The 26,669-nt window shown below is 58.8% G+C and carries 25 protein-coding genes; 13 read left to right on the forward strand and 12 right to left on the reverse strand.

Annotated elements, in window-relative coordinates; translation table 11 throughout:
- Window positions 1–20 precede the first annotated feature (20 nt).
- The 5 genes from AC0V6Q_RS11630 to AC0V6Q_RS11650 all read left to right on the forward strand — a co-directional run bounded on the left by AC0V6Q_RS11630 (window position 21) and on the right by AC0V6Q_RS11650 (window position 6,470).
- The gene (locus AC0V6Q_RS11630) at window positions 21–800 is read left to right on the forward strand and encodes a ParA family protein (RefSeq protein WP_486168541.1); all 780 of its coding nucleotides are present in this window, start codon (window positions 21–23) and stop codon (window positions 798–800) included.
- Entirely contained in the window at window positions 797–1,795 is a 999-nt protein-coding gene (locus AC0V6Q_RS11635; protein WP_486168542.1) for a ParB/RepB/Spo0J family partition protein, read from the forward strand. The genes AC0V6Q_RS11630 and AC0V6Q_RS11635 overlap by 4 nt, the downstream gene beginning before the upstream one ends.
- A gap of 254 nt (window positions 1,796–2,049) precedes the next feature.
- A complete protein-coding gene (locus tag AC0V6Q_RS11640; protein ID WP_486168543.1) occupies window positions 2,050–2,598 on the forward strand; it encodes a DUF4402 domain-containing protein in 549 nt (182 codons plus the stop codon).
- Window positions 2,599–2,819: 221 nt separating this feature from the next.
- Window positions 2,820–3,671: a fimbrial biogenesis chaperone gene (locus AC0V6Q_RS11645; RefSeq protein ID WP_486168544.1), complete on the forward strand. Its 852-nt coding sequence runs from the start codon at window positions 2,820–2,822 to the stop codon at window positions 3,669–3,671.
- 42 nt (window positions 3,672–3,713) lie between these two features.
- Window positions 3,714–6,470 carry an MSCRAMM family protein gene (locus AC0V6Q_RS11650; protein ID WP_486168545.1) on the forward strand — a complete coding sequence of 919 codons (2,757 nt, stop codon included), beginning with the start codon at window positions 3,714–3,716 and terminating at the stop codon, window positions 6,468–6,470.
- Window positions 6,471–6,476: 6 nt separating this feature from the next.
- Here AC0V6Q_RS11650 and AC0V6Q_RS11655 read toward each other — a convergent pair whose 3' ends face one another.
- Together AC0V6Q_RS11655 and AC0V6Q_RS11660 are read right to left on the reverse strand one after the other, a co-directional pair.
- Window positions 6,477–7,472 carry a hypothetical protein gene (locus AC0V6Q_RS11655; RefSeq protein ID WP_486168546.1) on the reverse strand — a complete coding sequence of 332 codons (996 nt, stop codon included), beginning with the start codon at window positions 7,470–7,472 and terminating at the stop codon, window positions 6,477–6,479.
- A gap of 178 nt (window positions 7,473–7,650) precedes the next feature.
- On the reverse strand, window positions 7,651–8,148 hold the full coding sequence (locus tag AC0V6Q_RS11660) for a GAF domain-containing protein (protein WP_486168547.1): 498 nt from the start codon (window positions 8,146–8,148) through the stop codon (window positions 7,651–7,653).
- 129 nt (window positions 8,149–8,277) lie between these two features.
- On the opposite strand from AC0V6Q_RS11660, the gene AC0V6Q_RS11665 reads away from it, so the two are divergent.
- A complete protein-coding gene (locus AC0V6Q_RS11665; protein WP_486168548.1) occupies window positions 8,278–9,774 on the forward strand; it encodes a PQQ-dependent sugar dehydrogenase in 1,497 nt (498 codons plus the stop codon).
- Window positions 9,775–9,796: 22 nt separating this feature from the next.
- Here AC0V6Q_RS11665 and AC0V6Q_RS11670 read toward each other — a convergent pair whose 3' ends face one another.
- Entirely contained in the window at window positions 9,797–10,630 is an 834-nt protein-coding gene (locus AC0V6Q_RS11670; protein WP_486168549.1) for a DUF815 domain-containing protein, read from the reverse strand.
- Complete coding sequence (locus AC0V6Q_RS11675) at window positions 10,631–12,373, reverse strand: acyl-CoA dehydrogenase family protein (protein WP_486168550.1); 1,743 nt, start codon at window positions 12,371–12,373, stop codon at window positions 10,631–10,633. It abuts the gene before it with no gap.
- Between the two features lie 84 nt (window positions 12,374–12,457).
- On the opposite strand from AC0V6Q_RS11675, the gene AC0V6Q_RS11680 reads away from it, so the two are divergent.
- Window positions 12,458–13,405, forward strand: coding sequence for an L-threonylcarbamoyladenylate synthase (locus AC0V6Q_RS11680; protein WP_486168551.1), 948 nt, complete (start codon window positions 12,458–12,460; stop codon window positions 13,403–13,405).
- Window position 13,406: 1 nt separating this feature from the next.
- Here AC0V6Q_RS11680 and AC0V6Q_RS11685 read toward each other — a convergent pair whose 3' ends face one another.
- The 6 genes from AC0V6Q_RS11685 to AC0V6Q_RS11710 all read right to left on the reverse strand — a co-directional run bounded on the left by AC0V6Q_RS11685 (window position 13,407) and on the right by AC0V6Q_RS11710 (window position 19,391).
- Window positions 13,407–13,739 carry a hypothetical protein gene (locus AC0V6Q_RS11685; RefSeq protein WP_486168552.1) on the reverse strand — a complete coding sequence of 111 codons (333 nt, stop codon included), beginning with the start codon at window positions 13,737–13,739 and terminating at the stop codon, window positions 13,407–13,409.
- A gap of 84 nt (window positions 13,740–13,823) precedes the next feature.
- Complete coding sequence (locus AC0V6Q_RS11690) at window positions 13,824–14,618, reverse strand: head GIN domain-containing protein (protein ID WP_486168553.1); 795 nt, start codon at window positions 14,616–14,618, stop codon at window positions 13,824–13,826.
- A gap of 139 nt (window positions 14,619–14,757) precedes the next feature.
- On the reverse strand, window positions 14,758–15,291 hold the full coding sequence (locus tag AC0V6Q_RS11695) for a CarD family transcriptional regulator (protein WP_486168554.1): 534 nt from the start codon (window positions 15,289–15,291) through the stop codon (window positions 14,758–14,760).
- A 324-nt stretch (window positions 15,292–15,615) separates the two neighbouring features.
- Window positions 15,616–15,954 carry a ferredoxin FdxA gene (gene fdxA, locus AC0V6Q_RS11700; RefSeq protein ID WP_034960615.1) on the reverse strand — a complete coding sequence of 113 codons (339 nt, stop codon included), beginning with the start codon at window positions 15,952–15,954 and terminating at the stop codon, window positions 15,616–15,618.
- A 118-nt stretch (window positions 15,955–16,072) separates the two neighbouring features.
- On the reverse strand, window positions 16,073–16,372 hold the full coding sequence (locus AC0V6Q_RS11705) for a S4 domain-containing protein (protein WP_486168555.1): 300 nt from the start codon (window positions 16,370–16,372) through the stop codon (window positions 16,073–16,075).
- Window positions 16,373–16,379: 7 nt separating this feature from the next.
- The gene (locus AC0V6Q_RS11710; RefSeq protein WP_486168556.1) at window positions 16,380–19,391 is read right to left on the reverse strand and encodes a helicase-related protein; all 3,012 of its coding nucleotides are present in this window, start codon (window positions 19,389–19,391) and stop codon (window positions 16,380–16,382) included.
- A gap of 346 nt (window positions 19,392–19,737) precedes the next feature.
- Here AC0V6Q_RS11710 and AC0V6Q_RS11715 point away from each other — a divergent pair, with 346 nt between their 5' ends.
- The 6 genes from AC0V6Q_RS11715 (at window position 19,738) to AC0V6Q_RS11740 (ending at window position 24,502) form a co-directional block, all read left to right on the forward strand.
- On the forward strand, window positions 19,738–21,312 hold the full coding sequence (locus AC0V6Q_RS11715; protein ID WP_486169305.1) for a peptidoglycan DD-metalloendopeptidase family protein: 1,575 nt from the start codon (window positions 19,738–19,740) through the stop codon (window positions 21,310–21,312).
- A gap of 70 nt (window positions 21,313–21,382) precedes the next feature.
- A complete protein-coding gene (gene hemB / locus AC0V6Q_RS11720; RefSeq protein WP_486168557.1) occupies window positions 21,383–22,378 on the forward strand; it encodes a porphobilinogen synthase in 996 nt (331 codons plus the stop codon).
- A gap of 6 nt (window positions 22,379–22,384) precedes the next feature.
- Window positions 22,385–22,963, forward strand: a complete 579-nt coding sequence (locus AC0V6Q_RS11725; RefSeq protein ID WP_486168558.1) for a GNAT family N-acetyltransferase — start codon at window positions 22,385–22,387, stop codon at window positions 22,961–22,963.
- Between the two features lie 16 nt (window positions 22,964–22,979).
- Window positions 22,980–23,519, forward strand: a complete 540-nt coding sequence (locus tag AC0V6Q_RS11730; RefSeq protein ID WP_486168559.1) for a GNAT family N-acetyltransferase — start codon at window positions 22,980–22,982, stop codon at window positions 23,517–23,519.
- Complete coding sequence (locus AC0V6Q_RS11735; RefSeq protein WP_486168560.1) at window positions 23,516–24,097, forward strand: gamma carbonic anhydrase family protein; 582 nt, start codon at window positions 23,516–23,518, stop codon at window positions 24,095–24,097. Before AC0V6Q_RS11730 ends, AC0V6Q_RS11735 begins: the two co-directional genes overlap by 4 nt.
- A gap of 12 nt (window positions 24,098–24,109) precedes the next feature.
- Window positions 24,110–24,502, forward strand: a complete 393-nt coding sequence (locus AC0V6Q_RS11740) for a VOC family protein (protein ID WP_486168561.1) — start codon at window positions 24,110–24,112, stop codon at window positions 24,500–24,502.
- Window positions 24,503–24,515: 13 nt separating this feature from the next.
- Here AC0V6Q_RS11740 and AC0V6Q_RS11745 read toward each other — a convergent pair whose 3' ends face one another.
- Both AC0V6Q_RS11745 and AC0V6Q_RS11750 read right to left on the reverse strand, forming a co-directional pair.
- On the reverse strand, window positions 24,516–25,022 hold the full coding sequence (locus AC0V6Q_RS11745) for a DUF1993 domain-containing protein (RefSeq protein ID WP_486168562.1): 507 nt from the start codon (window positions 25,020–25,022) through the stop codon (window positions 24,516–24,518).
- Between the two features lie 49 nt (window positions 25,023–25,071).
- Window positions 25,072–26,667, reverse strand: coding sequence for a cisplatin damage response ATP-dependent DNA ligase (locus AC0V6Q_RS11750; RefSeq protein WP_486168563.1), 1,596 nt, complete (start codon window positions 26,665–26,667; stop codon window positions 25,072–25,074).
- Between the last annotated feature and the right edge of the window lie 2 nt (window positions 26,668–26,669).

A 26,669-nucleotide genomic window follows, 5' to 3' on the forward strand; every position in this document is an offset into this window, starting at 1 on the left:
GCCAATCATAGGAGAGCCCAGTGCTTACAATTGCCATTGCGAACCAGAAGGGTGGGGTGGGTAAGACCACAACCGCCGTCAATATGGCCACAGCAATGGCTGCAACAGGCTGGCGCACACTTCTGATCGACCTCGATCCGCAAGGGAATGCCTCCACCGGCGTCGGTGTTGAGTCCGCTTCACGGGACGTGTCGAGCTATGATCTGCTTGTCGAAGGTCTCCCGCTCGAAGAGGCGACGATGGAGACGAATATTCCCGGCCTGGACGTTGTTCCAGCGACCGTCGACCTGAGCGGCGCTGAGGTAGAGTTGGTTTCCGTCGAAGAGCGAACCGAGCGCCTGCGCAAGGCATTGGCAGGCCACACTGAGCACGAAATCTGCTTTATCGACTGTCCGCCTTCGCTGGGTTTGCTGACGCTAAATGCACTTTGCGCAGCGGACTCTATCCTTGTGCCGCTCCAATGCGAATTCTTTGCTCTTGAAGGATTAAGTCAGCTTTTACAGACTGTTGAGCGTGTCCAGCAGGGCTTTAACCCAAAACTCAACATCATTGGTGTTGCGCTGACGATGTTTGATCGCCGGAATCGTTTGACCGACCAGGTTTCCGACGATGTACGCGATTGTCTTGGCGATCTGGTTTTTGAGACCGTTATTCCGCGCAACGTGCGTCTCTCCGAAGCGCCAAGCCATGGACTTCCGGCGCTGGTCTATGATCACAATTGCGTGGGTAGCCGAGCTTATATTGCGCTTGCGCGCGAATTGATTGGACGTTTTCCTCCTGAAAGGCAGGCTGCAGCATGAGCGGCAAGACAACAGACCCCATCCGTTTTTCCGTGCCACAGCGCACGCCGGCCGATCGCAAGAAGAAGCTTGGCAAGGGGCTTGGCGCTCTCCTGGGTGAGACAAAGCGCGAAGAACCGCTTGTTCAAGCCGGGGGTGGGCCGAACGATGGTGACGCTGCGCAAACAGCGGAGAATACAGGCGGTTCAGGCGATTCTGCGCTAAAGTCCCTGCCGATTGCCTCGATCCAGCCCTTGCCGGGCAACCCGCGTAAGCACTTTGATGAGGCTGCGCTTGAAGAATTGGCTGCCTCGATCGCCTCGCGCGGGGTCATTCAGCCCATTATCGTGCGCCCCAATGGGAAGGGCCGTTATCAGCTTGTTGCTGGTGAGCGGCGTTGGAGAGCGGCCCAAAAGGCGCGTTTGCACCAGATCCCTGCAATTGTTCGCGAACTTAGCGAGCGCGAGGTCATGGCGCTTGCCCTTATTGAAAACCTCCAGCGCGAGGACCTGAACCCCGTTGAGGAAGCGCGCGCGTATCAGCGCCTGGCCGATGATGAAGGTATGACCCAGGCGGAGATTGCCCGCATGGTCGAGAAATCGCGCAGTCATGTTGCGAATATTCAACGTCTTCTGGGTCTTCCGGGAGCGGTGCTTGATCTGGTTGAGGGGGGTAAACTTTCGATGGGTCACGCCCGGGCGCTGGTCGGGCATGACGATGCGGCGGTGCTTGCGAAACAGGCGGTGAATGACAATTTGTCTGTGCGCGAGATCGAAAAGCTCGTTCGCAAGGTCGCCAAAGAGGTCAGCGGGACTAAAGCCTCCAAGCCCACAATCGCTGCGGCGGGTGAAGATGCTGATATCGTTGCGGTTCAGCGCCATCTTGAGGAATTTTTGGGACTCAATGTCCGGATCAAGGCGGATGCTGACCCCCGGTCCGGGGCTATTACGATCAAATATGGCTCGCTCGACCAGCTTGATCTGCTGTGTCAGCGCCTAACTGGCGGCGATTTTTAAGAAGAAAATTCGCGACCAGCCTTCACCGATACCCTTGTTTTTCAGTTGTTTGCACTTTTTTGGCCGCAATTCCTACTGCACTGTTAACCATACCTAAAAACGAAAGCGGAACCCAGGGCTTCTACCTAGGGGTGGCGAACGGGGTGAAAACTCGTTCGGTTAGGGTGGATTGGTGCAGTGATTCGCGACGGGTCGCGAAAGTGCAGTGTCCTTCACCCTGACTACGGGAAAAGAATTTTCGGAAGGACCATATAATGACCAAAATGTTTCGCACTGCCGCTGCTGGTGTTGCACTTTTCGCTGCTGTAGGCCTCGGCTCGACAGCTCACGCACAGGTTACTGAGAGCGCTGATGCGACTGCAGAAGTTCTTGCAGCTCTGCAGCTGACCAACGACGCTGGCCTCGACTTTGGTGCGATTGTTGTGAACGCTGGTTCGACTGGTGGTTCTGTTGATGTTGACGCTGCCGGTTTCCGTAACTGTGCTGGCGACGTGATTTGTGGCCCAGGTGGCGCTGAGCAGGCTGCTGCGTTCACGGTAACAGGTGCAGCAGGCACTAACGTATCGGTAGCGGTGCAAGACTTGGTGGCAAATCCTGTCGTCCTGACACACACAGGCTTTGCGGGTTCAACCAACAACGAGCACGTGATCGAACTTACGGCGCTTAATGATGGTTCGCTTGGTGGCTTCACCGCGTTCAGCGGCAACGAGACCTTCAACGTTGGCGGTACGATCTCGCTCGACGGAACCGAAATCGCTGGCACGTACGAAGGTTCGTTCGACGTAACTGTTCAGTACCAGTAATCTCTTAGAGGCGAGCGCAGCCCACCGGGTTGCTGCTCGCCAAGAGACCAGAACAAGAAGCCGCACCCTAACCATGGGCTGCGGCTTTTTGCTTATGGGTTTCAAGGTTTTGAGTGTGTCATCTTTAACCAATCTTAACCCTATTTGCTTACCACCTATACGTGAAAACGCGTGGAGGCTCAGGTGGTGATGAGCTTCCATACAAGGGAGCTACGGGTACCATGTCACTGAAGTCATTCGAAAAAACGATAAAAACCGCTGTTTGTGCTGTCGCACTGGGGGTGGCCGGATTGTCAGGCGTTCTTTCGGCGCCAGCGCAGGCCCAAGGGGATCTGCTGGTCGCACCTACGCGGGTGATCCTTGATGGTTCGCGCGGGACAGAAGTCATCCTGAGCAATATCGGATCAGAAGAAGCGACTTACCGGATCGGCCTTGAACTGCGCCGCATGACGGAAGAGGGTCGCCTGGTTGAGGTTGAAAAGAGCGAAGCCAACGGCGTTGAAGAGGCTTCGCTTGGCATGATCCGGTATGCGCCTCGCCGCATCGCTCTTCCTCCTGGCCAACCACAGGCTGTGCGGCTTGCCGCACGCCCGGGAGCCGAACTGCCTGATGGCGAATACCGCGTTCACATGTCTTTCAAAGCGATCCCGCGTCCGCGCGAGGTGACCGAGGAACAGCCCCAATCGGATGCAGTGACATTCCGACTCGTGCCGATCTACGGGATCACTATTCCGATTATCGTGCGCCATGGCCGGGTGGAGGCGCAGGTTGCCCTCACCCAGCCCAGCATCATTACAGGCGATGATGGTCGTCCTGAACTCGCAATGTCTATCGAGCGTTCGGGTGAAAGCTCGACCTACGGTGTTTTGAGCGTTGTGAAGCCCGGCCTTGATGAATCCATTGTTCTTGCGGGTGGAATTGCGGTTTATCCCGAAATCGGTTCGCGCCAGGTGCGGATCAAGCTCACCGATGAACAGGTTGCACAGATCAAGGGCCCTGGCCGGATCGAGTATCGCGAACTGCCAGAGCAGGGCGGTGCACTGATCGCCGCTGTTGACGGGATGATCGGCTAAACCTGGCCGGATCAGTCGGGACCCGGTCCCGGATCAATTCTCATGACTGCATTACGCCAACGAATTCTAAGCGCCGCTGCGATTACCGCAGTGGCGCTTAGCGCGTTTGCGTCAGCTGCGCCGGCGAAAGCGCAGCAAAGCGCCACCAACCCGAGCGGCTGGCAGGCGAATGAGGATGACTATCTTCTCCTCCAGATGAAGATCAAAAACTTCAAACTGAGTTACGAAGTGCGCGGTTATCAAACCGATCGCGGTGTCTGCCTTGATCTGGCAGACGTTGTGCAATCTCTCGACCTTCCCATCCGCATCGACAAGAAGTCGCGCCGCGCAACTGGGTGGTTGTTCGCCGAGGATCAGGAAATCACGATTGACCGTGACTCCAATACGGTACAAAACGTGAACACAGGTCCGGCACCTCTGGCCAACGATATTTACGACACGCCGGAGGGGTGGTGTGTCGATACGCGCGCTCTTTCGCGGTGGTTTGGCGTCGATTTTACGCCGGATCTTTTCAACGCTGCGGTGAAGCTCGAGTCCGAGACCGAATTGCCGTTTATGCAGGCGATCGAGCGGCGCAAGCGGGCGGAACGTATCAGGCCGCGCAACGTCACCTTTGATCTCTCGCAATACCCGACGTCCGAGATGGAATATCGCAACTGGCGCACGCCTTCGGTGGATGTGGTTGCCGATGTGGAAGCGCGCAAAGAGAGCGGTCTTGCGGGCCGGGTTGAATTCTTTGCAGCGGGCGAGGCGCTGGGCGCGAGCTACACCGCACGGATCAGCACCGATAACCAGCTTCGTCCGCAAGCGGTCCGGGTGAGAGCCTATCGCAGCAATGCAGAAGGCGGCCTGTTGGGCCCACTTGATGCGACCGATGTCGCAATTGGCGATGTGGAGACTGTTCCGGGAAGACTTGTGGGTCAGACCGCAGTGGGCCGCGGCGCATTCGTCACAAACCGCCCACTCAATCAAACCTCGCGCTTCTCGACTACGGTGCTTCGCGGCACTTTGCCCTCGGGTTGGGACGCCGAGCTTTATCGCAATGGTCAGTTGATCGCATTCCAGGGTTCGCGCCAGGACGGCCGGTATGAATTCATCGATATCGAACTGTTCTTTGGTCGAAACGACTTCGAAGTGGTCCTTTATGGTCCGCAAGGCCAAATCCGGCGGGAACGATCCTCCGTCCCTGTGGGCGTAAACCAGATTGAGCCGGGCCAGACCTATTACTGGGCAGGGGTCGTGCAGGACAATCGCGATCTGATTCAGCTCGAACCAATTACCGTGCGGCAGGCGACCCTGCCCCAAAAGTGGCGCTGGGGCACAGGTGTCGAGCGTGGGCTCAGCAAGCGCACGAGCGTCGGCTTCGGTGTCCACAATTTGTTCCGGAACGAAGCCCGGCATACCTATACCGAGGCCACTCTCACACACTCTTTGTCGTTCGCTCAATTTGAACTGGCGGCGGCACACGAGTTTGGGGGAGGGGTCGTGACCAACCTCAACACGCTGGGTCGTATTGGAAACGTCAACTTTGGCGCGAATGCGCGAGTGTTCTTCGGTGACTTCGAAGGGGAGTTCGCGGAGAACGACATTGCCTATCTTGGCGGGGTCAATTTCTCGACCGCTCTGCGCGCAGGTCGATTGTCCATCCCGATCCAGGGCGCCGTGACCCATGCAAAACGCAACAATGGTGACACGATCAATGGATTCAACCTCATCACATCGGTGACCTCGGGCCGCTTGTCACTTTCCGCCCAGATTGCGCACGAAAAAGACAGTGGGCGCCCACAAAATGACAACACAGAGGTCACTTTGATTGCGAACCGGCGTTGGCGCGACTTTAGAGTGCGCGGAAACGCAACTTTCCGTGCAAATGGACCAAACAAAGGCCTTGAATCCGCCACTGTGCGGGTCGAGGCCGACATTGGAGAGGACGGTGCGCTCCAGGGCGATCTGGATTACCTTGCGAGCAATGATGAATTCCGCCTGACGGCTGGTTATACTCACCGTTTCAGAGAGTTCTCCCTTCGCGGGGACGCTTTTGTCACTTCGAACGGCGGTGTTGGTGCCGGCATACAGGCAGCCTTTAGCCTTGGTCCGGATCCCGTCTCTGGCGGAGTTCGGGTGACCCACGCAAAACTGGCGCGCAACGGTCAGGCCGCAGTCACGGTGTTCCGCGATGACAATGGCAACGACCGCCGGGATGCCGGTGAACCGCTGCTCGAGAACATCTTGGTCGAGGCAGGCCTTCGCTCAACCGATGCAGTGACCGGCGCAAATGGCACAGCAATCGTCGACGAATTGCGCCCGTTCCAGCCTGTTCTGGTCGGGATCGATGAAAGTTCGCTCGAAGATCCGTTTCTGGCGCCGTCATCCAAAGGGATAGTGGTGACACCGCGCCCGGGTGTGGCGGCGCAGGTCGAGCTGGCGGTGTCTCCAACAGGGGAAATCGAAGGCTCGCTGTTAAGCGTGACCGGCACTGACCAGTCTGGCGTGAGGCTACAGCTGATAGATGAAAGAGGCGCGATTGCAGCCGAGACGGTCAGCGAGTTCGACGGCTTCTTCCTCTTCCAGCGTATCCCTTACGGGCAATATAGCCTGCGGATCTCTGATGAGGCGGCAAAGGCCTTGGATGTCAAACCCACTCTGACGCTGAAAGATGGCCGGTCAGCCTTCAGGCTCAATCGGGACGAAGATGTCATCCGCTTTGGAACCGTCAAATTGATCCGCGCAGATGCAACAGACCCGCCAACACCATCTGGGCCAGCGGGTCCGGTTATTGCAGCAGTGAGTTCAGAATAATCGGTCTTAATTGCCCTTGATGTAGCGCGGCTCACCCTTGATCGGGCGTGGTGCTGGCCGCGGTGCCACTGGCTGAGGGGCCGGAATGACACGGCGCGCGCCCGGAATGACCTCTTCGCGTACGGTCTCGCGCACAATCACACGCTGGCGCTGCTGATACTCGACCGGCACATAGGTGATCTGCTGTGGCGGTTGATAGTAATATTGTGGCTGCGCGTAAGTGTATGCCGGTGCGTATGCTGGTGCTGCATAAACAGGTGCAGGGGCTGGAATTGTGCGCGCTGCGATCCGCGGACCGCCAGCTGCATATTGCGACAGATAGGCGTCAAGCGCGGCCTCGCAGTCATATTCGCCGCGATCATTGCGCCCGCCACCGATCAGGCTGCCCAAGAGGGCGCCGCCGATACCGCCAACGCCGACACCGAGCAGGGTTCCACCCAGCCGTTCGCTATCGAATGCGCGGTTCCCGATGATCCCGCCGGCAACTGCGCCGAGCAGGCCGCCGATGATCCCGCCTTTGCGCTTGCCGCTATAGCCGTCTGTGCGACGCTCGCATTCGGCAATCCATTGCTCACGCTGAAACACCTGAGCGGCGGGCGCGTAAGCATGACCGTATGCAGGGGCGTAAGCCGGGGCATAGGCATGAGTCGTGTGGACCTGACGCTGGGCTGTCCCGCGTGGAAGCGGGGGAAGCTCTACTTCGTATTCTTCCTGCGTCACATATTCAGTGGTCGCCTGGGGATAAGGCGCAGACCGCGTGATGCGGCGCGTGCGAGTGATGGTCTCGACCCCGTCTGCGCCGATGGTGGTTTCCGAAAGGGGCGAGCTTGGCACAGGAGCCGTCTGCAGCTCAGGCGGTAAAGTGCGCGTTTCTTCAACGCTAAGCGGCTGAACATCAGGCATGAAGTCTTGAGCGAAAGCCGCTGTTGGAACAGCCATCGCAGCGGTTGCCAGGCTGATCCCGGTCAAAGTTGTGCGGGTTAGAGCAGTGAATGTCATCATGGGTCCCCTATTGCGCCAACCACGGATCGCTGCTTTGCGAATCGCGCGAACGCCTAAGAAAAATACTTAGCAATTCGTTACCATTACGCCGCACGGCACGCCAAACCGCCTGAAGCACCGTGTCTCGAAACGGGGCGAATGATGCGCGAATGGTAAGAGGTGGAATTGACCGGAGAAGCTAGATCCGGTCCGCCAGCATTGTGGCAAGGCTTTCGATCCCGGCTGCATCTTCTGGCGTGAAGCGGGCTTTGTTGGGGCTATCAAGATCAATCACCGCAATCACTTTGCCATTGCGTGTCACGGGCACAACCAGTTCGGACGCGCTCGCCGCGTCACAAGCAATGTGCCCTGGAAAGGCGTGAACGTCCTCCACAAGTTGTGTTTCACCCGTCTTTGCCGCTGCGCCGCACACGCCAATGCCGATCGGGATGCGGATGCACGCCGGCCTTCCGGCAAAAGGCCCGAGCACAAGCTCGTCTTTACCCGACCCATCCGCGCCCATGCGATAAAACCCTGCCCAGTTAAGGTCAGGCAGAAACTCCCACATAAGCGCGGCAACATTCGCCATGTTGGCAACAGTGTCGCTTTCTCCGTGTGTCAGCGCATCGCCCGCATCGCGCAACTGGCGATACACTTCCGCTTTTCCCAGCGCTGGATCCGGTTTGAAATCATACATTGGTCGGGTTCCTAAGATGCCAGCATCGCGTATCGGGGCGCTATTGGACAGGTGAGGGGTTATGGCAAGTGCATGCCTGAAAGAGGCACAAGGTTGTAACATGCGGGGGGCTGCATTATTGCGCCCGACATGGGTATTTTTCGAAAAGTCGCAATTGGCGCAGTCGTTTTTCTGATCGTTGCAGGAGCAGGCTTGTTCTACCTTGCACAAGGTCAAAAAGCCGAGCTTTCCGTTGATGAAGTGACCGGGACCGATCCTGTCCTGGCAGAACCTTCTGCCGAGAATTTTCCGACAGTACAGATTGCTGAACCCGTCGGCTGGGAAGAAGGCGATGCACCTGTGGGCGCGGATGGCTTTGTCACCAATCGCTTTGCCGAAGGGCTGGACCACCCCCGCGTGCTTTATGCGCTTCCCAATGGCGATGTGCTTGTCACGTTGACCCGGGCACCTGCGAGCGACGAGGACGCCGCGAGCCAAGGGTTTTTTGACACGGTTCGCGGCTGGATCGCAGGATTTCTCTTTAGCAAAGCAGGCGCTGCCGGCCCTTCTGCCAACGAGCTTGTCCTGCTGCGTGATGCGGACGGCGATGGCGTTGCCGAGATCAAAGAGGTGCTGCTCAACGCCGATAATGGGCTCGATTCACCGTCAGGGATCAGCTGGAATGATGGCACGCTTTATATCGCCAACCACAATGCGCTTATGGCTTTCGACTATGAGCTGGGCGCGGATGCTGTTTCTGGCGAAGCGCGCAAGCTGATGGATCTGCCGGGCGGCGGCGGCCACTGGATGCGCAATATCGAAGTGAATCCCGATGGTGACCTGATCTACATCGCGGTCGGCTCGGTTTCGAACATTGGCGAGCAGGGCATGGCGGTAGAGGAAGGCCGGGCCATGATCTGGGAGTACAATATCGAGGATGGAAGCGCGCGGCCCTTTGCGTCGGGTCTTCGCAATCCCAACGGCCTGGATTTCAGCCCGTGGTCGGGCGAGCTTTGGACCACCGTGAACGAGCGCGACATGCTCGGCTCTGACCTGGTGCCGGATTACCTCACCAATGTTCCCGTTGGTGCGCAATATGGTTGGCCGTGGCTTTATTACAAAAACAATGTCGATCGCCGCGTTGAGGCACGCATGCCCAATTTCCACGCCGAGTACACGCGCTATCCCGAGTTTGCGATGGGTCCGCATGTCGCCGCGTTAGGCCTCGTCTTTACCACCGAGGGTCACCGGATGGGTGACAAGTTTGCCAGCGGCGCATTTGTGGCGCGCCATGGCTCCTGGAACCGCAAACCGCCTTCGGGATATGACGTGGTCTATGTCGAGTTTGACGAGCGCGGCAATCCGCAAGGAAAGCCGATTCCCGTTCTGACCGGTTTCCTCAATCAAGATGGCAGCACAAAAGGCCGCCCGACATGGGTGGAATGGGCCAATGATGGCTCGCTTCTTGTCTCGGACGATACAGCCGGCATCATTTGGCGGACACTGGTTCCTGACAGTGAACCGGGCGCTGGCATCACCAGAGTGACAGGCGAACCTCTTCGGCCGCAGCGTGAATTGGTTGATCCGCGCGCCCAATTCGAAGAACAATATCTGCGCGAACGGGCAGCTGAGCTTGAAGGCAATTAAGCGAGCCCGCTAGCCGCTCGTTCTAAAGGGCAAGCCCCGCGCGTCCGGCAAGTTCGCAGGCGAATTGATAGGCTGTGCGCCCTGACCTGTTGCCGCGCGCAATCGCCCAGCTTTGCGCTTCGACCTCGTCAAAGGTGAGGCCGAGCGGTTTGCAGTAAGAGCGGACTATCGCGACATAATCCGCCTGATCACACGGGTGGAAAGGAACGGTCAGACCAAAACGATCCGCCAAAGCCAGAGCATTGTCGCGCTCATCGCGCTCGTGCAGGTCGCTTGGCGATGTGGCCTCTCTTTGGACAATCGCGCGGCGGTTTGAAGTCACTGCGATCCGGATATTGGCAGGGCGACCCAATGCGCCTCCATCGAGCAAGCTACGAAGGCCGAGGTTTGCCTGTAAATCATCTTCGCCAAAGCCAAGATCGTCGATGAAGAGCACAAAGCTGCGCGGCTGACCCGCAAGCGCTTCGATCAGATGCCCGATGCTTGCCAAACCATCGGTGGTGACCTGGACCAGCGTGAGGTTTGCTCCGGCGTCCTGCAAGGCATGAACTGCAGAGCGTATGAGCGCCGATTTGCCCATACCGCGCGTTCCCCAAAGGAGCATATCATGTGCAGCAGCGCCCCCAGCCAACCGTCCAAGATTATCACACACGGCGCTTTTCTGGGCGTCAATTGCGCGCAAGCGATCCAATGGAAGCGCGTCCAGTTTTGCAAGAGCATGAGGCGCGCTGCCCGACCACAGATAGGCAGGGTGCTGTGTCCAATCGATCGGCGAAGCGGGCTCGGGCGCTAAGCGCTCAAGGCTTGCCGCAATTCGCTCCAAAAGATCGCGTGGCAGATCTCGCTCCCCTGACACCTAGCCCGCTAATGCCTCGGGTGAGAGTGTGTAGAGGTCCTGAGCCCCGGCGGTCGCGCTTGCTTTGAGGCCAGCGGCCTCCGGCACAATCCGGTCGAGGAAGAAGCGCGCCGTTACCGGCTTTGTCGCGGCCAGTGCCGGTGCTGCTCCATTGGATACCGCCTCGGCCTGTTTCATCAGCTGCCAGCCTGTAACCGCGACCGAAGCCATCGTGCAGAACGGAACGCTACCCGCGAGGCGATCATCGAGGCTCGCCTCATCGCGCATCCACTGGGCAATCGCAGCGCAATCTTGTGCAAGGGCCGCCAGAGCAGGTTCACCCGAAGCATCGCGCGCAATATCGGCAAACAGTGCCAGCATTGCCTCGCCGCCTTCCATGCCCAACTTGCGGGTCACAAGGTCAGCCGCCTGAATACCATTCGTGCCTTCATAAATCGGAGCAATGCGCGAATCGCGCCAATGCTGCGCTGCGCCGGTTTCCTCGACAAAGCCCATGCCGCCGTGGATTTGCACGCCAATGCCAGCAACTTCGACGCCTACATCCGTGCCCCAGGCTTTGAGCAGCGGCACCAGAATCTCGGCCCGCGTTCCCGCCCCGCTATCGCCGAGAGTTCCGCGATCGACCTGACCTGCACAGTAATAGAGCAGCGCGCGCGCCCCTTCAGTGAGAGCCTTCATCCGCAAAATCATGCGGCGCACATCGGGGTGTTCGATAATTGCAACCGGCGTCTTGTCCGGCGATCCGGCACGCGCCGACTGCACGCGGTCAATCGCATACGCAATCGCCTGCTGCGTTGCGCGCTCCCCGATTTGCACGCCCTGGTTGCCGACATTGATCCGCGCGTTGTTCATCATCGTGAACATCGCCATGAGCCCGCGATTCTCAGCGCCCACCAACTCACCAATGCAATTGTCATTGTCGCCATAGGACATGACGCAAGTGGGCGAGGCGTTAATGCCAAGCTTATGCTCTAGGCTCACCGGGCGTAAATCGTTGTGAGGACCAAGCGATCCGTCGGCATTCACATGATACTTCGGCACCACAAACAGTGAAATCCCGCGCGTGCCCTCGGGCGCTCCGGGAAGGCGGGCGAGCACGAGGTGGATGATGTTTTCTGCCAACGTGTGGTCGCCCCATGTGATGTAGATCTTCTGGCCCTTGATCTTGTATTTGCCAGCGTGTTCGCCGTCCGTGATCGGTTCAGCGGTAGAGCGCAGCGCGCCCACATCGCTTCCCGCAGCTGGTTCGGTCAGGTTCATCGTGCCTGACCATTTCCCGCTGATCAGGTCAGGCAGGTACATCGACTGCTGCGCTTCGCTGCCGTGGTGCTCCAACGCCTCAACCGCGCCGACTGACAGCATCGGGAGAAGGGAGAACGCCATATTGGCCGCGCCCAGATTCTCGAGCACATTGCAGGCAAGCGTGAAGGGCAGGCCCTGACCACCAAAATCGGTTGAGCTTCCGATGGAGTTCCATCCCTGCCCGACATAGCCTTCGTAGGCTTCCTTGAACCCATCGGGCAGGCGCACAACCCCGTTTTCAAGTTTTGCGCCTTCCAGATCGCCGATACGGTTGAGCGGTGCAAATTCGCCAGCGGCGAATTGCCCGACCCCTTCGACGATTGCCTCGACCAGATCGCTTTCTGCGTGAGCGAACTTTTCAGAAGCAGCGAGCTGTTCAATCCCGGCGTTCACGCGAATGGCGAGCAATTGGTCCTGGGTGGGCGGTGTAAAAGGGGTCACGCGGTTTGATCCTCTTGAGAGAAAGCTTGGCCCATCATGCGATGCGGGCTTGGAAATTCATGCTATCAGATATAGCGCGAGCCCATGGCCCGCAAGAACGTTACGGAACAGCTGCAAGCAAATGATGCAGGGCTTGCGCGCGCGGCCGACATTCTTGTCGGTGGAGGCTTGGTCGCAGTGCCGACCGAGACGGTTTACGGCCTTGCGGCGCGTGCAGATTCGGCAGAAGCCGTTGCTGGCATTTATTCAGCGAAGGGCCGGCCAAGTTTCAATCCGCTGATCGTCCATGTGAAAGATATCGGGCAGGCTGAGGCGTTCGCCCATTTCGATGCCCGCGCCCACAATCTGGTGGAGCGGTTTTGGCCAGGGCCATTGACCCTCGTTCTCCCATTGCGTGGTGACGCGGGACTTGCGCCTGCGGTGAGTGCAGGCCTGCCAACCATTGCGCTTCGCCAACCGGCGCATCCCGCCATGCGTGCCTTGCTGGAGCGGCTCGACTTCCCGCTGGCAGCCCCGTCTGCCAATCGCAGCGAAGAGGTGAGCCCTACAAAGCCAGAGCACGTCATGGCGTCGCTGGGCGAGCGCTGTCCTGCAGTGATGTGTGGCGGGGCGACCGAGACCGGTTTGGAGTCGACTATCGTTGCGCTTCGGGAAGATGGCGGCTGGAACCTCTTACGGCCCGGACCCGTCACCCGCGAAATGCTCGCAGATATTCTGGGACCAGAGACCCTTTCGGCAACTTCGCGGATAGAATCGCCTGGCCAAACGGCTCGCCACTACTCCCCGGGCAAACCTTTGAGGCTGAATGCAGCAGAAGTTGCGCAAGACGAGTTTTGGATCGGTTTCGGGGTTTTGGATGGTGACTTCAACCTGTCACCGCAAAGCGATTTGAATGCAGCAGCCGCGCGTCTGTATGAAAGCCTGCATCTGGCGGGCGCTTCAGACAAGCCGCGGATTGCAGTCGCGCCCGTACCTGAAGGCGGCGTGGGGCGTGCGATCAATGACAGGCTAAAGCGCGCGGCCAGCCAGTAGTTCAGCGCGGCTCGACCGGAACCTGGGGCAAGAGCTCCAGATATTCCTCGCGGGTTTCCTCGGCATCTTTGCAAGCGCTCTTATCGCCCGCGTTGCACGCTTGCCTCTCTTTGCTCATCCGTCGTTCGAGTTGAGCGAGCCTTTCCTCGCGGCGGCGAATTTCGCGACCGCGGTTTTCGTCGGCTTCCGATTGGCTTGTGGTCGCAACGTCCACCGCCTTGCTCGCAACGCGAACAGGAGCGGTCACCACATTGGCAGCGGTACGGACCAAGCAGCCGGAAAGCGTGAGCGAGAGGGTTGCCAAAGTGAGGGCAAGTTGAGGGGTGGCGCGCATCTCAACAACCTCGCCCGCTTGGCGAATGATTGCAAGTCGGGGATTACCCTTGATCGGTTCCGTTCATCGCCCTTTACGCTCGCGCTAGCCCGAACAGCTAAGCGAACCGGACCCTGATGCAGATTCAGTGCAGCTCGCAGTGCCGTTTACGCGCACGCTGCCGGAGCCTGAAAGGTTTGCTTTGACCGTTCCATTGGATTTGAGGGCAACGCCGCCTGAGCCGCTTGCAGAAATCTCGGCATTTGCAGCTTCGAGCTCCGCCAGGTCGGCTTCGCCTGATCCCGATAGACTGGCCTCCAGCCTATCTGTGCTTCCTGCGCCTTCAAGACTCCCGGAGCCGGAAAGACTGATTTCAAGAACGCTCGCGGTAATAGTGTCGAATTTTGCCGTACCAGAGCCGCTGATATTCACCTCGAGGGTTTCGACATTGGCATTCCGGCCCAGGAAGCTGCCCGACCCGGAAAGCGAAATGTCTGCATCTTGGGCAAGGTTGACGGCTTCAACACTGCCGCTTCCTGATACAGCGATTTCGCTAGGCGGGGGCATTGTTACGCGGATGGTCGCAGGTGAGATGGCATCCCACGCATCTTGCTCTCGCGTAATGCCCAGCATGTCGTCATCAATGACAAAGCGAACAGCAGCAACCGCTTCGTCACTTCCCTCAATATCTATGCTGAGGGACTTGCCTTCGGTAATAAGCACATTGTCAGGCCCCGCCAGAACCAATTCGACGGGAGTTGGTCCATTTGTATCCAACTCGGATAGAGGCACACCGGCTTCGCCGTTGATGGTTCCATCCATGCCAAAGCACCCCGCAAGGCCAAGTGCCAGAGGAAGCGTTGTCAGGGCAAGCAAGCGGTTATGAGGCAGGGACGGCATTCGAGGACTCCATCAAAAGAACATTGCGTGTTACTTATGTAATACACCACAGGAGTGCGTGCAAGCGCGGGCCAAAGAAAAAGGGCCGCCCGATCAGGCAGCCCTTTCTATCTTCCATCAAAGGCAAAGCCTTGGAGACTTAGTCTTCGTCAGTGCTCTCGTAATATTGCGGCGCGTGTTCGCGCAGCACTTCGAGGATTTTCTCAAGCGCGGTCGCTTCGTCGGTTTCTTCCATCGCGCCCAGCTCGCGTGCCAAACGGCTCGATGCTGCTTCAAAAATCTGACGCTCCGAATAGCTTTGCTCTGGCTGATCGTCCGGGCGGAACAGATCGCGGGTCACTTCGGCAATCAGAACGATTTCGCCCGAGTTGATCTTCGCTTCATATTCCTGCGCGCGGCGTGACCACATGGTGCGCTTCACCTTGGGCTTGCCTTTGAGCGTTTCCATCGCCTCTTTGAGGGTCTTGTCCGAGGACAGCTTGCGCATACCGATCGATTCGACCTTGTTGGTCGGTACACGAAGCGTCATGCGTTCTTTTTCAAACCGAAGGACGTAAAGCTCCAGCTGCATACCGGCGATCTCTTCGTTCTGAAGTTCGATCACGCGGCCAACGCCGTGCTTTGGGTAAACAACATAATCGCCAACAGTGAAGGCGGGCGCAGTGCTTGCCATGCAAATTCCTTTCTTTGGGCCCCAGCAAAGGTCCTAACCCCTAATTCCGATCTAGCGGGGATTCGACAAAAGCCTTGGATTTCCAGCGCCCGCACACGATGATGCAGGAGCTGCGAACTGACTGATATCAAATTGTAATTGCTGGTATGTGGCCTTTCCAATTGTCACACCCTACGCCATGGTCGATCGTTCGACCCACGAGCGTGGTTGCGACAGTATATAGCATACTCGCAACAAAATTGCGAATCAGGGAAATGAAGGCCTCAATCAAGGGCGAGAATCAGTCACCTTTGACCTGATCACCTTCGCCCTGATCAACTTCGCTTAGTCGCCCTCACCGGGTGCTTCGGAGAAGTATTTCTCGAACTTGCCCTCTTCGCCCTTGTGCTCGTCGGCGTCCGCAGGCGGTTCTTTCTGGCTCGTGATATTGGGCCATTCAGCCGAAAACTTGGTGTTCAGCTCAAGCCATTTCTCAAGGCCGTCTTCGGTGTCAGGCAAGATCGCCTCTGCCGGGCATTCAGGCTCGCACACGCCGCAATCAATGCATTCGGCAGGGTTGATGACGAGCATATTCTCGCCTTCATAGAAGCAGTCCACCGGACACACTTCGACACAGTCAGTGTACTTGCATTTGATGCAGTCATCAGTGACGACGTAAGTCATTAATGCGTCTTTCGTTTAAGCAGTTCGCACCTGATAGGGCTCTATCATAAATCAAAGGTTTCGCGCTGCTAGTGGCAAGTGGGCCTCTTGGTCAAGACTCGCGGGGTGCAGCTCCCGATCAAGTCTCCTGTTTGGTGCCTCGATCATATTCAGAATAAAAACTCTTGGCGGATGCAGGAGAGGCACGCCAGCTTGGCAAGGCCAATATCTCTATTATCCGAACCTCGCCGCCCACAGCCAATGTCAGCACATCGCCTATAGCAATCATCTCGCTGCTGCGCCGCACATGCTTTCTATTGCGGCGCAAAGATCGGCCTTCAATCATGGCGCGTGCAGCCGACCTTGTGCGGGCAAAGCGCAGGTAAACGAGCAGACGGTCGAGCCTTAAGCTCTCTTGCGCTGCATCGCTCTCCGCCATCAGCGCCTCATCCGCCTAGCAGATCCGCCAGCTTGTCGAACGCACCGCTTGCGCGTGCCGGACCAAAGTCCTGCTTGGGCTTGCGCTTAGCAGAGTGGTTCGGCCCGGAATGGTTTGGTTTACCACCGCGCTTCGGGTTGCCGCCTTTTGGCTTCCCTTTGCCTTTTGCGCCGCGATTGTCGTTGTGCTTATTCCGATCCTGACGTTGGCCCCCGCCTTTGCCAGCGCCTTTGCCCTGATTTCGGCGTCCCTGTTTCCTCGGGTCGCCGCGCCGGTCAGGCCGTCCTTCGCCTGCTCTGCGCGGACGCCAGCTCCAGCTATCGGGCAGCATCGGCCCTTGAGCCCCTTCCGCCAAGGGTTTGGCCCGCTGAGCGCGGAAACCTGCAGCGCTTAGAAGCCGGCGCGCGTTCACTTCCTCAAGGCCAATGGATACCGGCAAAGACAGGTCGAGCGCGAATTTCGCATTGCTTTGCTTGGGGCTTTGCTTGGGGCGCGGCTTTGCCTGCTTTGGCGCTTTTGCATCGGGCTTTGGCGTCTCGGCCTGCTCTATCGCCTCAGGCGCGTCCGTTGTTTCCGCAGTGTCTGCCTCGATCGGCGCTGCTTGCTCTTCGGCAGGTTGCGCAGCAGTCTCGGGCGCCGCCTCTTCCTTTTTTGAAGGTGTCGTCGCAGGCGCAGCTGCTTCGGCCGCCTTTGCGCGCGTGTCGAAGGCGGAACGCAAAATCTTCTCGGCCAGATCGACCCGGATCACCTGGCTTCCGGCAAGGCGATATCCCGCCGGGATTTGCTTGCTCTCGCCGATCACCGGCAGCATCGCTTCCTGAAGCGGCCGCGTATCAAGGCCCAGTGCATGGAGCAGCTGGCGCGGGGCAGGCTTCAAAAGATCGCGCGCGAAGATATCAAGCGCACCAAATGTCACGCCAAGTTTGCGCAGGAAGGGGCGCATTTCCTTGGGCAGATGCTGGAGCCCTGCATTCTCGCGCGCCACAACCCCGCGTGCATCGATCAAAGTGACGAGCAGTGCGCGCGCTTCGCTTCCCGCATTAGGATCACGCGCCGCTTCGGACAGTTTGCGCAGCGGTTCGAGCGGGGCGAGTTTACCCTCTAGCCATGCGATGAGGCCTGTTTCCAGTTTCTCGCGCGCTGCATCGGGAAGGGCCGAAACCTCCCGCGGCAGCGTCAATCGCGGCGTTCCGAAATCATCGGGGATGGTGATCTCTGCAAGCTTTTCGCCCTGCCATTGAATAGCGCCGCTTTCGATCGACAGATCGTCAAGGCCCGCTGCGAGCAATTGTTCGGCGCGCTGGGACAAGATGCCCGGAAGCGCCTTTTCCCCTGCGGATAACAACATTTTGCGGTCAGCCAGACCGGCTTGCGGATCGACGGAGAAACGGAAACCATCGAGGCGTCCGATTGTCTCACCCTCGACACTGACCCGTCCATCGGGCTCGAGCGTCACCGGAAGAGCGCCGCCATCCTGGCCCAGAGATTTCATCAAGATAGTCGTCCTTCGATTCACAAAACGTTCTGTCAAACGCGCATGTAGCGCATCCGATAGCCGCGCTTCTACCCCTCTTGCACGCGCCGCCATTTCATCGCGCGCCAGAACCCAGTCGGGCCGCTGGCAGATATAGGCCCAGGACCGGATTGCAGCGATCCTTCCCTGAAGCGTGTCGATATCGCCGCCGGTGCGGTCGAGTTCCGCGATCCGGGCGGCGACGAAATCCGCGCCGATATAGCCTTCGCGAAGATCCTGCCACAGCCGCGCGACAAAGCGCGAATGCGGGTCCACCCCAAGCTGCCGGAAATCGGGAAGCGAGCACGCCTCCCAAAAACGGCGCACACTGCCGTGGCCTTTGACGGTGTCGGCGATGGGTTCGCCCGCAAGCCGTTTGAGGACGGCAAGATCAATCGCTTCGGGCGCTGCACGCAGCACCTCGTTCTGGGGTTTGCTCTCAAGATCACCAATCAACACGGACAGCGTATCAAACCGCGGCTCTGCCTCGCGCCAGTAAAGCTTGGTCAGCGGGGCAAACTGGTGCTCTTCAATCGCGTAAATCTCTTCTTCGGCAAATTCGATTGGCGCGCCCGACCGGCTTCCCCCGCCGGAAAGCACACCAAAACTGCCGTCGGTCTGGTGACGTCCCGCGCGCCCAGCGATTTGCGCCATTTCGGCAGGGGTGAGGCGGCGTTTGCGCTTTCCGTCAAACTTGGTGAGCGCGGCAAACGCGACATGGTGAAGGTCGAGGTTGAGCCCCATGCCAATCGCATCGGTGGCAACGATGTAGTCGACCTCACCGTTCTGGAAGAGCTCAACCTGTTTGTTGCGTGTCTCCGGCGACAGCGCGCCCATGACCACCGCTGCGCCCCCGCGAAAACGCTTTAACGCCTCGGCCATGGCGTAAACCTGCTCGGTTGAGAAGGCGACGACGGCGCTGCGAGGAGGGAGTCTTGACAATTTCGCCTCCCCTTCGTGGGTGAGGGTGGAAAAGCGTGGCCGCTCTACCATTTCCGCGCCAGGGATCAGCTTTTTGACGATAGGTTCCAGCGTGGCGGAACCCAGGATCATCGTCTCTTCGCGCCCGCGTGCATGCATCAACCGGTCGGTGAAGATATGGCCGCGTTCAGGGTCTGCGCCGATCTGCGCTTCGTCAATGGCAACAAAGGCGTGGGGACCATTTACGCCCATGCCAAGACGGTCCATCGCCTCCATCGTGCAGCAGAAATAGCGCGCTTCGGGCGGTTCGATCCGTTGTTCCCCAGTGATCAGCGCGACCGCCTTGTCCCCCTTGATCGCGCGAACCCGGTCATAAACCTCACGAGCCAACAGCCGCAGCGGGAAACCCATCATCCCAGAAGAATGCGCGCACATCCGCTCGATCGCGAGATGCGTCTTGCCCGTATTGGTTGGACCAAGAACGGCGCGAACGCGGCTATCTGTGGGGGGTCGATGAGGGATTTGCGAGGTCACCGGGCTCGCTGTGTCAAACCGGACGCCAAGGGGCAATGCCTTTCGGCGCATTTATGGCGCAAAACGCCCGATTGTGTGCTGGCCTTATACGCAAAACACCTTATCGCATCTGCGACTCTGTTGGCCGCGTGTTAAGTTTACATTTACCATGTTTCGCCATGGAAGGAGCGCAGAAGTTTGCCCACTCGCCATGATTGGGCGCATCTGGTGCAACAGGAAGGCTGAATTGGACCACAGCGGCGACATTTCCAAGGGCTCATCGGGAGACGAACCGGGTTCTCACGAAGCACGTGAGGCGTCGTCCGCACGAGATGTAGCTGCGCCGGTTTCCAATGCTGCCATGGGCGGCATGGACGAAGAGACCGCGCGTAGTTTTGCCCCTGTTCTTGCCAATTCCATGAAAGCTGCCCCTCCAACAGGGTCGCGCAAGGTCAAGCGTCAGGTTCTGGCCCGTGTGCAAGGTTGGGGCGAGCGCTATGACGAATGGCGGCTTGGCATTGGCGAAAAGTTCGAAAGCCTCGATCTGGCACCGGACCTTGCCGAAAACATCGGCAGCCGCCGCTGGTTTCGAGGGCTTGGCACTATGGTGCTTCTGGGCGCTGTTGCGCTGGCTTTTTGGCCCAGCCTCACCCCATTGGAAGCGCGCGCCGCAATCCCCGAAGGCGAGGATATTCGCGACGAGTTTCGCAGCCAGATGATTATGCCTTTGGCGCTGGGCGCTGACAGTGGCCGGCGGATGGGACCGACCGCTGCCGTCACGCCTTTGGAAAGTGCACCTGAACGCCCACAAATCGCGCTCGTGACAACGCTTGCCAGAGGTGACAGCTTTGCCGCCATGCTTCGCCGGGCCGGAGTGTCGTCAGGCGATATTGGCCGGGTGAGCGCCCTGATCGGCGATGCGATGCCGCTATCCGACATCGAATCCGGGACCAAGATGGACATCACACTTGGTCGCCGCCCCGAAGAAGGCGCCCCGCGTCCCCTCGATGCCCTATCCTTCCGCGCGCGCTTTGACCTCGAGCTGGAGATCGAGCGGCAAGGAGCAAGCCCAGAGGCAGGCGAGCCCGGAACGCTGTCTTTGGTGCGCAAATTTATCCGCGTGGATGATACACCGCTGCGCGTTCGCGGGCGGGTGGGGTCAAGCCTTTACCGCTCCATGCGCGCCGCCGGTGTTCCCGCCAGCGCTGCACAAGACTATCTTCGCGCTCTTGACGATCATATCGAGCTCGAACGTGAAGTGCGCTCTTCCGACGAATTTGACATCATCATCGCCTATCGCCGCGCCGCCACAGGCGAGCGTCAGGCAGGCAATCTCTTGTATGCAGGGATCGAACGTGACGGAAAGCCCAAGACACAGCTGATGCGCTGGGGCGAAGACGGGCGTTTTTACGAGGCATCGGGCGTTGGCGAACAAAGGCGTGGCCTTGTCGCTCCGGTTCCAGGGCCTGTTTCGTCGCGTTATGGCATGCGCCGTCACCCCATTCTCGGTATTCGGCGTCTTCACGCAGGTATGGATTACCGAGCGCGGCACGGCACGCCGATTGTTGCGGTTACCGATGGCCAAGTGGTTTCCGCTGGCCGCGCAGGGGGCTGCGGGAACACCGTGCGCCTTCGCCACGGAGGCGGGCTGGATACGCGCTATTGCCACATGAGCCGCATGGCCGTGCGCAAAGGACAACAGGTTCGCCGCGGACAGGTGATCGGCTATGTCGGTTCGACCGGCCTCTCGACCGGCCCGCACTTGCACTATGAAATGTACCGCAATGGCCGAGCGATTAACCCGGCAAGCGTCGATTATGTCACGCGCGCGGTGCTTTCCGGCACAGAGCTGCTCGATTTCCGTCGTCAGCTGATCGACCTGCGCGCGGTAGAGCCGGGCGCGGCTTTGGAAGACCTCGAACCACTTCCGACCGAAGTCGAAGAGCCGGTGCGAGAGATCGAAAAGATTGCACCCGGTACGATGGCTGATTGAGTCTGCTTGACGTATACCACTGTCAAACTTCGTTGATCGCTCAGGCGAATTCGGGCAACACTCTTTACCTATGACAGGAAGCTATCCCAACACCCGCCTTCGCAGAACCCGCGCCACTGGCTGGAGCCGTTCGCTGCACCGCGAAAACATGATGACGCCGGCAGACCTGATCTGGCCGATGTTTGTCACCGAAGGGAAGGGCGTGGAGGAGCCAATTGCCTCGCTTCCCGGCGTCTCGCGCTGGTCGGTGGATGGCATTGTGGCACAGGCCAAAGAGGCGGTTTCGCTTGGCATTCCTGTGGTGGCCCTGTTCCCGAACACACAGCCAGACCGGAGATCCGATGACGGGGCCGAGGCGCACAATCCCGACAACCTTATGTGCCGCGCGATCCGGGCGATCAAAGACGCTTGCGGGGAGGACGTGGGCGTCCTGACCGATGTCGCGCTCGACCCTTACACCAGCCACGGGCAGGACGGGCTTCTGGATGATGCGGGCTATGTCACAAATGACGATACCGTCGCGATGCTGGTCGATCAGGCATTGAACCAGGCGGCTGCTGGCGCGGATATTATTGCCCCGTCTGACATGATGGACGGCCGCGTCCACGCGATCCGCATGGCGTTGGAGATGAACAATCACCCCAATGTCCAGATCATGAGCTATGCGGCCAAATATGCCTCCGCCTTTTATGGGCCGTTCCGTGATGCGGTGGGATCGGGCGGCCTTCTTAAAGGCGACAAGAAAACCTATCAGATGGACCCTGCGAACGGAGACGAGGCCTTGCGCGAAGTGGGGCTAGATATTGCCGAGGGCGCAGACAGCGTGATGGTCAAACCCGGCCTTGCCTATCTCGACATTATTTACCGCGTGAAACAGGAGTTTCGCGTGCCTGTCTTCGCCTATCAGGTGAGCGGCGAATATGCGATGCTCGAAGCGGCCAGCAGCGTCGGTGCAGGTGATCGGGACGCGTTGCTGATGGAAAAACTGCTCGCTTTCAAGCGCGCAGGGTGTGCAGGGATCCTGACATATCACGCGCCTGTCGCTGCGCGCCTTCTCAATGGCTGATTGTTGATGGCTGAGCCTTTCTATCACGAAACAGACCGTCTGATCCTGCGCGATTGGCGCGAGGATGATTGGGCTCCATTTTGGGAGGGCACCAACACGCCCGCGGTGATGAAATGGCTTGGCGGACTGGCGGACGAAGAGACCCGCAAAGGGGCGCAAGAGCGGCTTGAGAGCTATCGCCGCGACCATGGGCACACTTTCTGGCCGATCGAACGCAAGGAAGATGGCGCGATCCTTGGTTTTTGCGGCCTCAAGCGCTGCACCGACAAGAACGGGCCGTTTGGCATGATGGAGGCCGGATGGCGCCTGCGCGAAGACGCATGGGGCAAGGGCTATGCCAAGGAAGCGGCGATTGCGACGTTGGACCTGGCTTTCTCCCGTTTTGGCGCGGACGAAACCATTGCGATGACGGTCCAAGGCAACACCGGGAGCTGGGGCCTTATGCACCGCCTTGGTATGGAGCGGCGGCCCGATCTCGATTTTCCCGAGACGTTTTGGTCGCAGGATTACGGCATGGTCATAGTCTATTCGATCACGCGCGAGGCCTGGGAACAACACCGCCCCTCGCTTGCCGGGATAGTATAATGGTCGCGATGGCATAATGGGCGATATCGTCCTCGAGACGCGGCGGCTTATCCTGCGCACCATCGATGAAAGCGATGCCGCGCTACAGGATCGCTACCTCAACACCCCGAATGTGATGGAGCATCTGGGCGGGGTGAAGGAATTGCACGAGATCGAGGCGAAGCACGCCAAAGTCATGGCGCTCCATGCGACCGAGGGGTTTTCCTTCTGCATGCTCATCGAGAAAGCGACCGGTGACCTTGTCGGGCACGCCGGGATCAAGCGGGTCGATCACCCCAATGCGCCCAATCAGGGCGATCACGAAATCGGGTGGCTGATCCGCGAAGATCGCTGGCGCCAAGGTTATGCCTATGAGGCGATGGTCGCTGTGATTGATTGGGCCTTTGGCAGAGTTGGCGCGTCCCATGTTGTTGCGATCACAAATCTGCCCAACATCGGCAGTTGGAAGCTGATGGAGAAGCTGGGTATGGAAAGGCGCGAGGACCTCGACTTTATGGACGATGAGCTTTTGATCCAATACTCGCTGACCAAGGCTAAATGGGAGAGCGCGCAATGACCGCACAGACCTCAAGTTTTCCGGGCGTGAACATCGTGCCGATTCACGGCAAGACGCCCAAAATCCACGAAACCGCCTTTATCGCGCCCGGCTGTACCATCATTGGCGATGTTGAGATCGGGGCAGGCTCCTCGATCTGGTACAATTGCGTCCTTCGCGCAGACGTCTTCAAAATCCGCATCGGTGAACGCACCAATGTGCAAGACGGCTCAGTCCTTCACTGCGACCCGCCACGTCCCGGCGATGAAGAAGGCTCTCCGCTGATCATCGGCGATGATGTGCTGATCGGTCATATGGCCATGGTCCACGGATGCACCATTCACGACCGCGGCTTTGTCGGCCTTGGCGCGATTGCGATGAACAAGTCGGTCATCGGGTCCGATGCGATGCTTGGCGCAGGAGCCATGCTGACCGAGCGCAAGGTCATGGGTGAGCGCGAGCTTTGGGCTGGGCGTCCGGCTAAAAAACTGAAAGACCTGAACGATGCAGCGATTGCGGGTATGCGCATCGGCGTTGCGCACTACGCCGAAAATGCGAAGCACCATGCCGATGCCGTTGCACAGGCGATGGGTGATTGAGGAGCAAAGACCATGACGCAAAACTACATCACAGTGGGATCCAATGACCTTGCCAAATCGCGGACATATTATGACCCCGTGATGGAGGCATTGGGCGCCGAATTTGCGTTCGAATACGAAGGCATGACCTTCGCCTATAAATTCGCCGATGGTTTTATGGTGTGGGTGACAAAGCCGCAAAATGGCGAAGCGGCCGCTTGCGGCAACGGTCACACCGCTGGCTTCTTTGCCGCTACCCCTGACATGGTCGATGCAGCGCATGCAGCTGCTCTTGCCAATGGGGGAAGCGACGAAGGCGCGCCTGGCCCACGGCCGTTATACGGGCCCGACTTTTACGGCGCCTACGCCCGCGATCCCGATGGCAACAAGATGAGCTTTGTGACCTCGGTCAAGCCGGAAGGTTAGGGCGTTTATCTGCTCACTTCTTGAAGTATGCCATCATGTGCGGGATAAAATCGGCCTTTCCAATCTCCAGACCCTTCATTCGCAGGATGGCGTAAACCGTGGTAAGGTGGAAATAGAAATTGGGCAGCGAAAATTCGCGCACATATTCCTCTGCGCTCATCTCGAAGGAATAGGCACCATCACCGATTGAAAATGCGACCCGAGCATCGGGGGCTGGAAGATCATCGGCCTTGACCGCATCGAGCATTTTCGATGTCTTGGCGACCAGTTCCTTGGCTTGCGCTATAGTCGCCAGTTCATCATCGCTTGATGTGAAGGTGACCGCACCCAAGCGGCTGAGCGCCTCGCCTGGTATGTTAGTCAAAAAACGGATTTGCGCCTCAAGTGGCAGCATGTCGTCGGCAAGCTTCGCCTGAAGCAGTGCGTCGCCTTCCGCATGACTTTCGGCTTTGACCAAAAGGCCGTTCAAAGTGTTCATGCGCGAGCGGTAAGTGGCAACAGATTGGGTATAGAGGTCCATAAAAGCTCCTTTTGCACCACAATCTAGCAAACTAGTTGCAGCTTGCAACTTAATCCCGGACAAGCGCCCGCAATGCCTCGATCCGGTCCGCTTCGTGCACCGGTTTGTCCCAACGGATGCGGTGGATGCGGGGGAAACGCATGGCGAGGCCGGACTTGTGGCGTTTGGAGGAATGGACGCTGTCAAATGCGACTTCGAAAACCAGAGTGCGTTCCACCTCGCGGACCGGCCCGAACCGGTTGAGGGTCGTCTGGCGCACCAATTTGTCGATTTTTTTGAGTTCGGCATCGGTGAAGCCGGAATAGGCTTTGCCCACGGGCAAAAGCTCTGCGCCCTGATCGGGATCGCCATCCCAGCACCCGAAAGTGTAGTCGGAGTAGAAACTCGACCGCTTGCCTGAGCCTCGCTGCGCATACATCAGCACGCAATCAATCAGCAACGGATCCCGCTTCCATTTGTACCACAGCCCCACTTTGCGCCCGGCAATATATGGCGCATCGCGGCGTTTGAGCATTAGCCCTTCAATCGCGTCATCGCGCGCGCCTTCGCGTATCTCAGCCAAGTGATCAAAATCGCGCGCCTCGACGAGCGCCGACAGGTCGAAATGCGAGTCCGGCAGCTTGGGCACGAGCGATTCGAGCGTATCGCGCCGCCGCTGCCACTCTCTTTCGCGAAGGTCCTGCCCCTCAAGGATCAGCGCATCGTAAAGCCGGACGAAAGCGGGCGCTTGCGCCAGCATTTTCTTGGACACCGTTTTGCGGCCAAGGCGTTGTTGCAGGGCATTGAAACTGGCCGCGCCTCCCGCTTCTCCACCTTGAGCAGTACCGCGTACCAAAAGCTCGCCATCAAGAACCGCGTCGATCGGTAGACAATCGAGCAATTCCGGGAAAGTCGCTGAAATATCATCACCAGAGCGCGAATAGAGCCGTGTTTCACCCGAAACCCGTACCAATTGCACGCGGATGCCATCCCATTTCCACTCCGCCGCATAATCCTTGAGATTGACTTTGGTCTCCTCCAACGGGTGGGCGAGCATAAACGGGCGGAACATCGGGCGGTTCGACACATCGGGCGGCTCAGCGCCGTCCGCAGCCCATTGGAACAACTCGGTGTAAGGCGGCTCCAACGCGTGCCAATATTCCTCGACCTCTTCGACGCTAACGTCAAAGGCCTGCGAGAATGCCGTCTTGGCCAGCCTCGCGGAGACGCCAATCCGCATACCTCCTGTGGCAAGCTTGATCAGTGCAAAGCGCCCGTTGGCATCAAGACGGTCCAGAAGTTTTGGCAGTTCTTTGGGTGCCGTGTTGCGATTGAGGCCCGAGAGAAGATCGACCACCTCGCTGACGCTGGGCGGGTCGTCTTGCGGGTCAGCGTCCTGGGGCCACAACAGGCTCGCCGTCTCGGCGGTGTCGCCGACAAAGTCCCGGCTCAGCGTCCACAGCACCGGGTCCACGCGGTCTTTCATCAAATTGCGGATGGTGGAGGATTTGACAGCGGGAAAATCAAGCTCCCCCGTCAGCGCCCCCAACGCCCAGCCACGATCCGGGTCCGGCGTCTCACGCAGATATTCCGCGATCAATGCAAGCTTGCGATTGCGGCTGGTGGTGTAAACCAGCGTGTCGAGAAGGGTGGCAAAGGCCTTCACGC

Source organism: Erythrobacter sp. S227 (genome assembly GCF_057364925.1).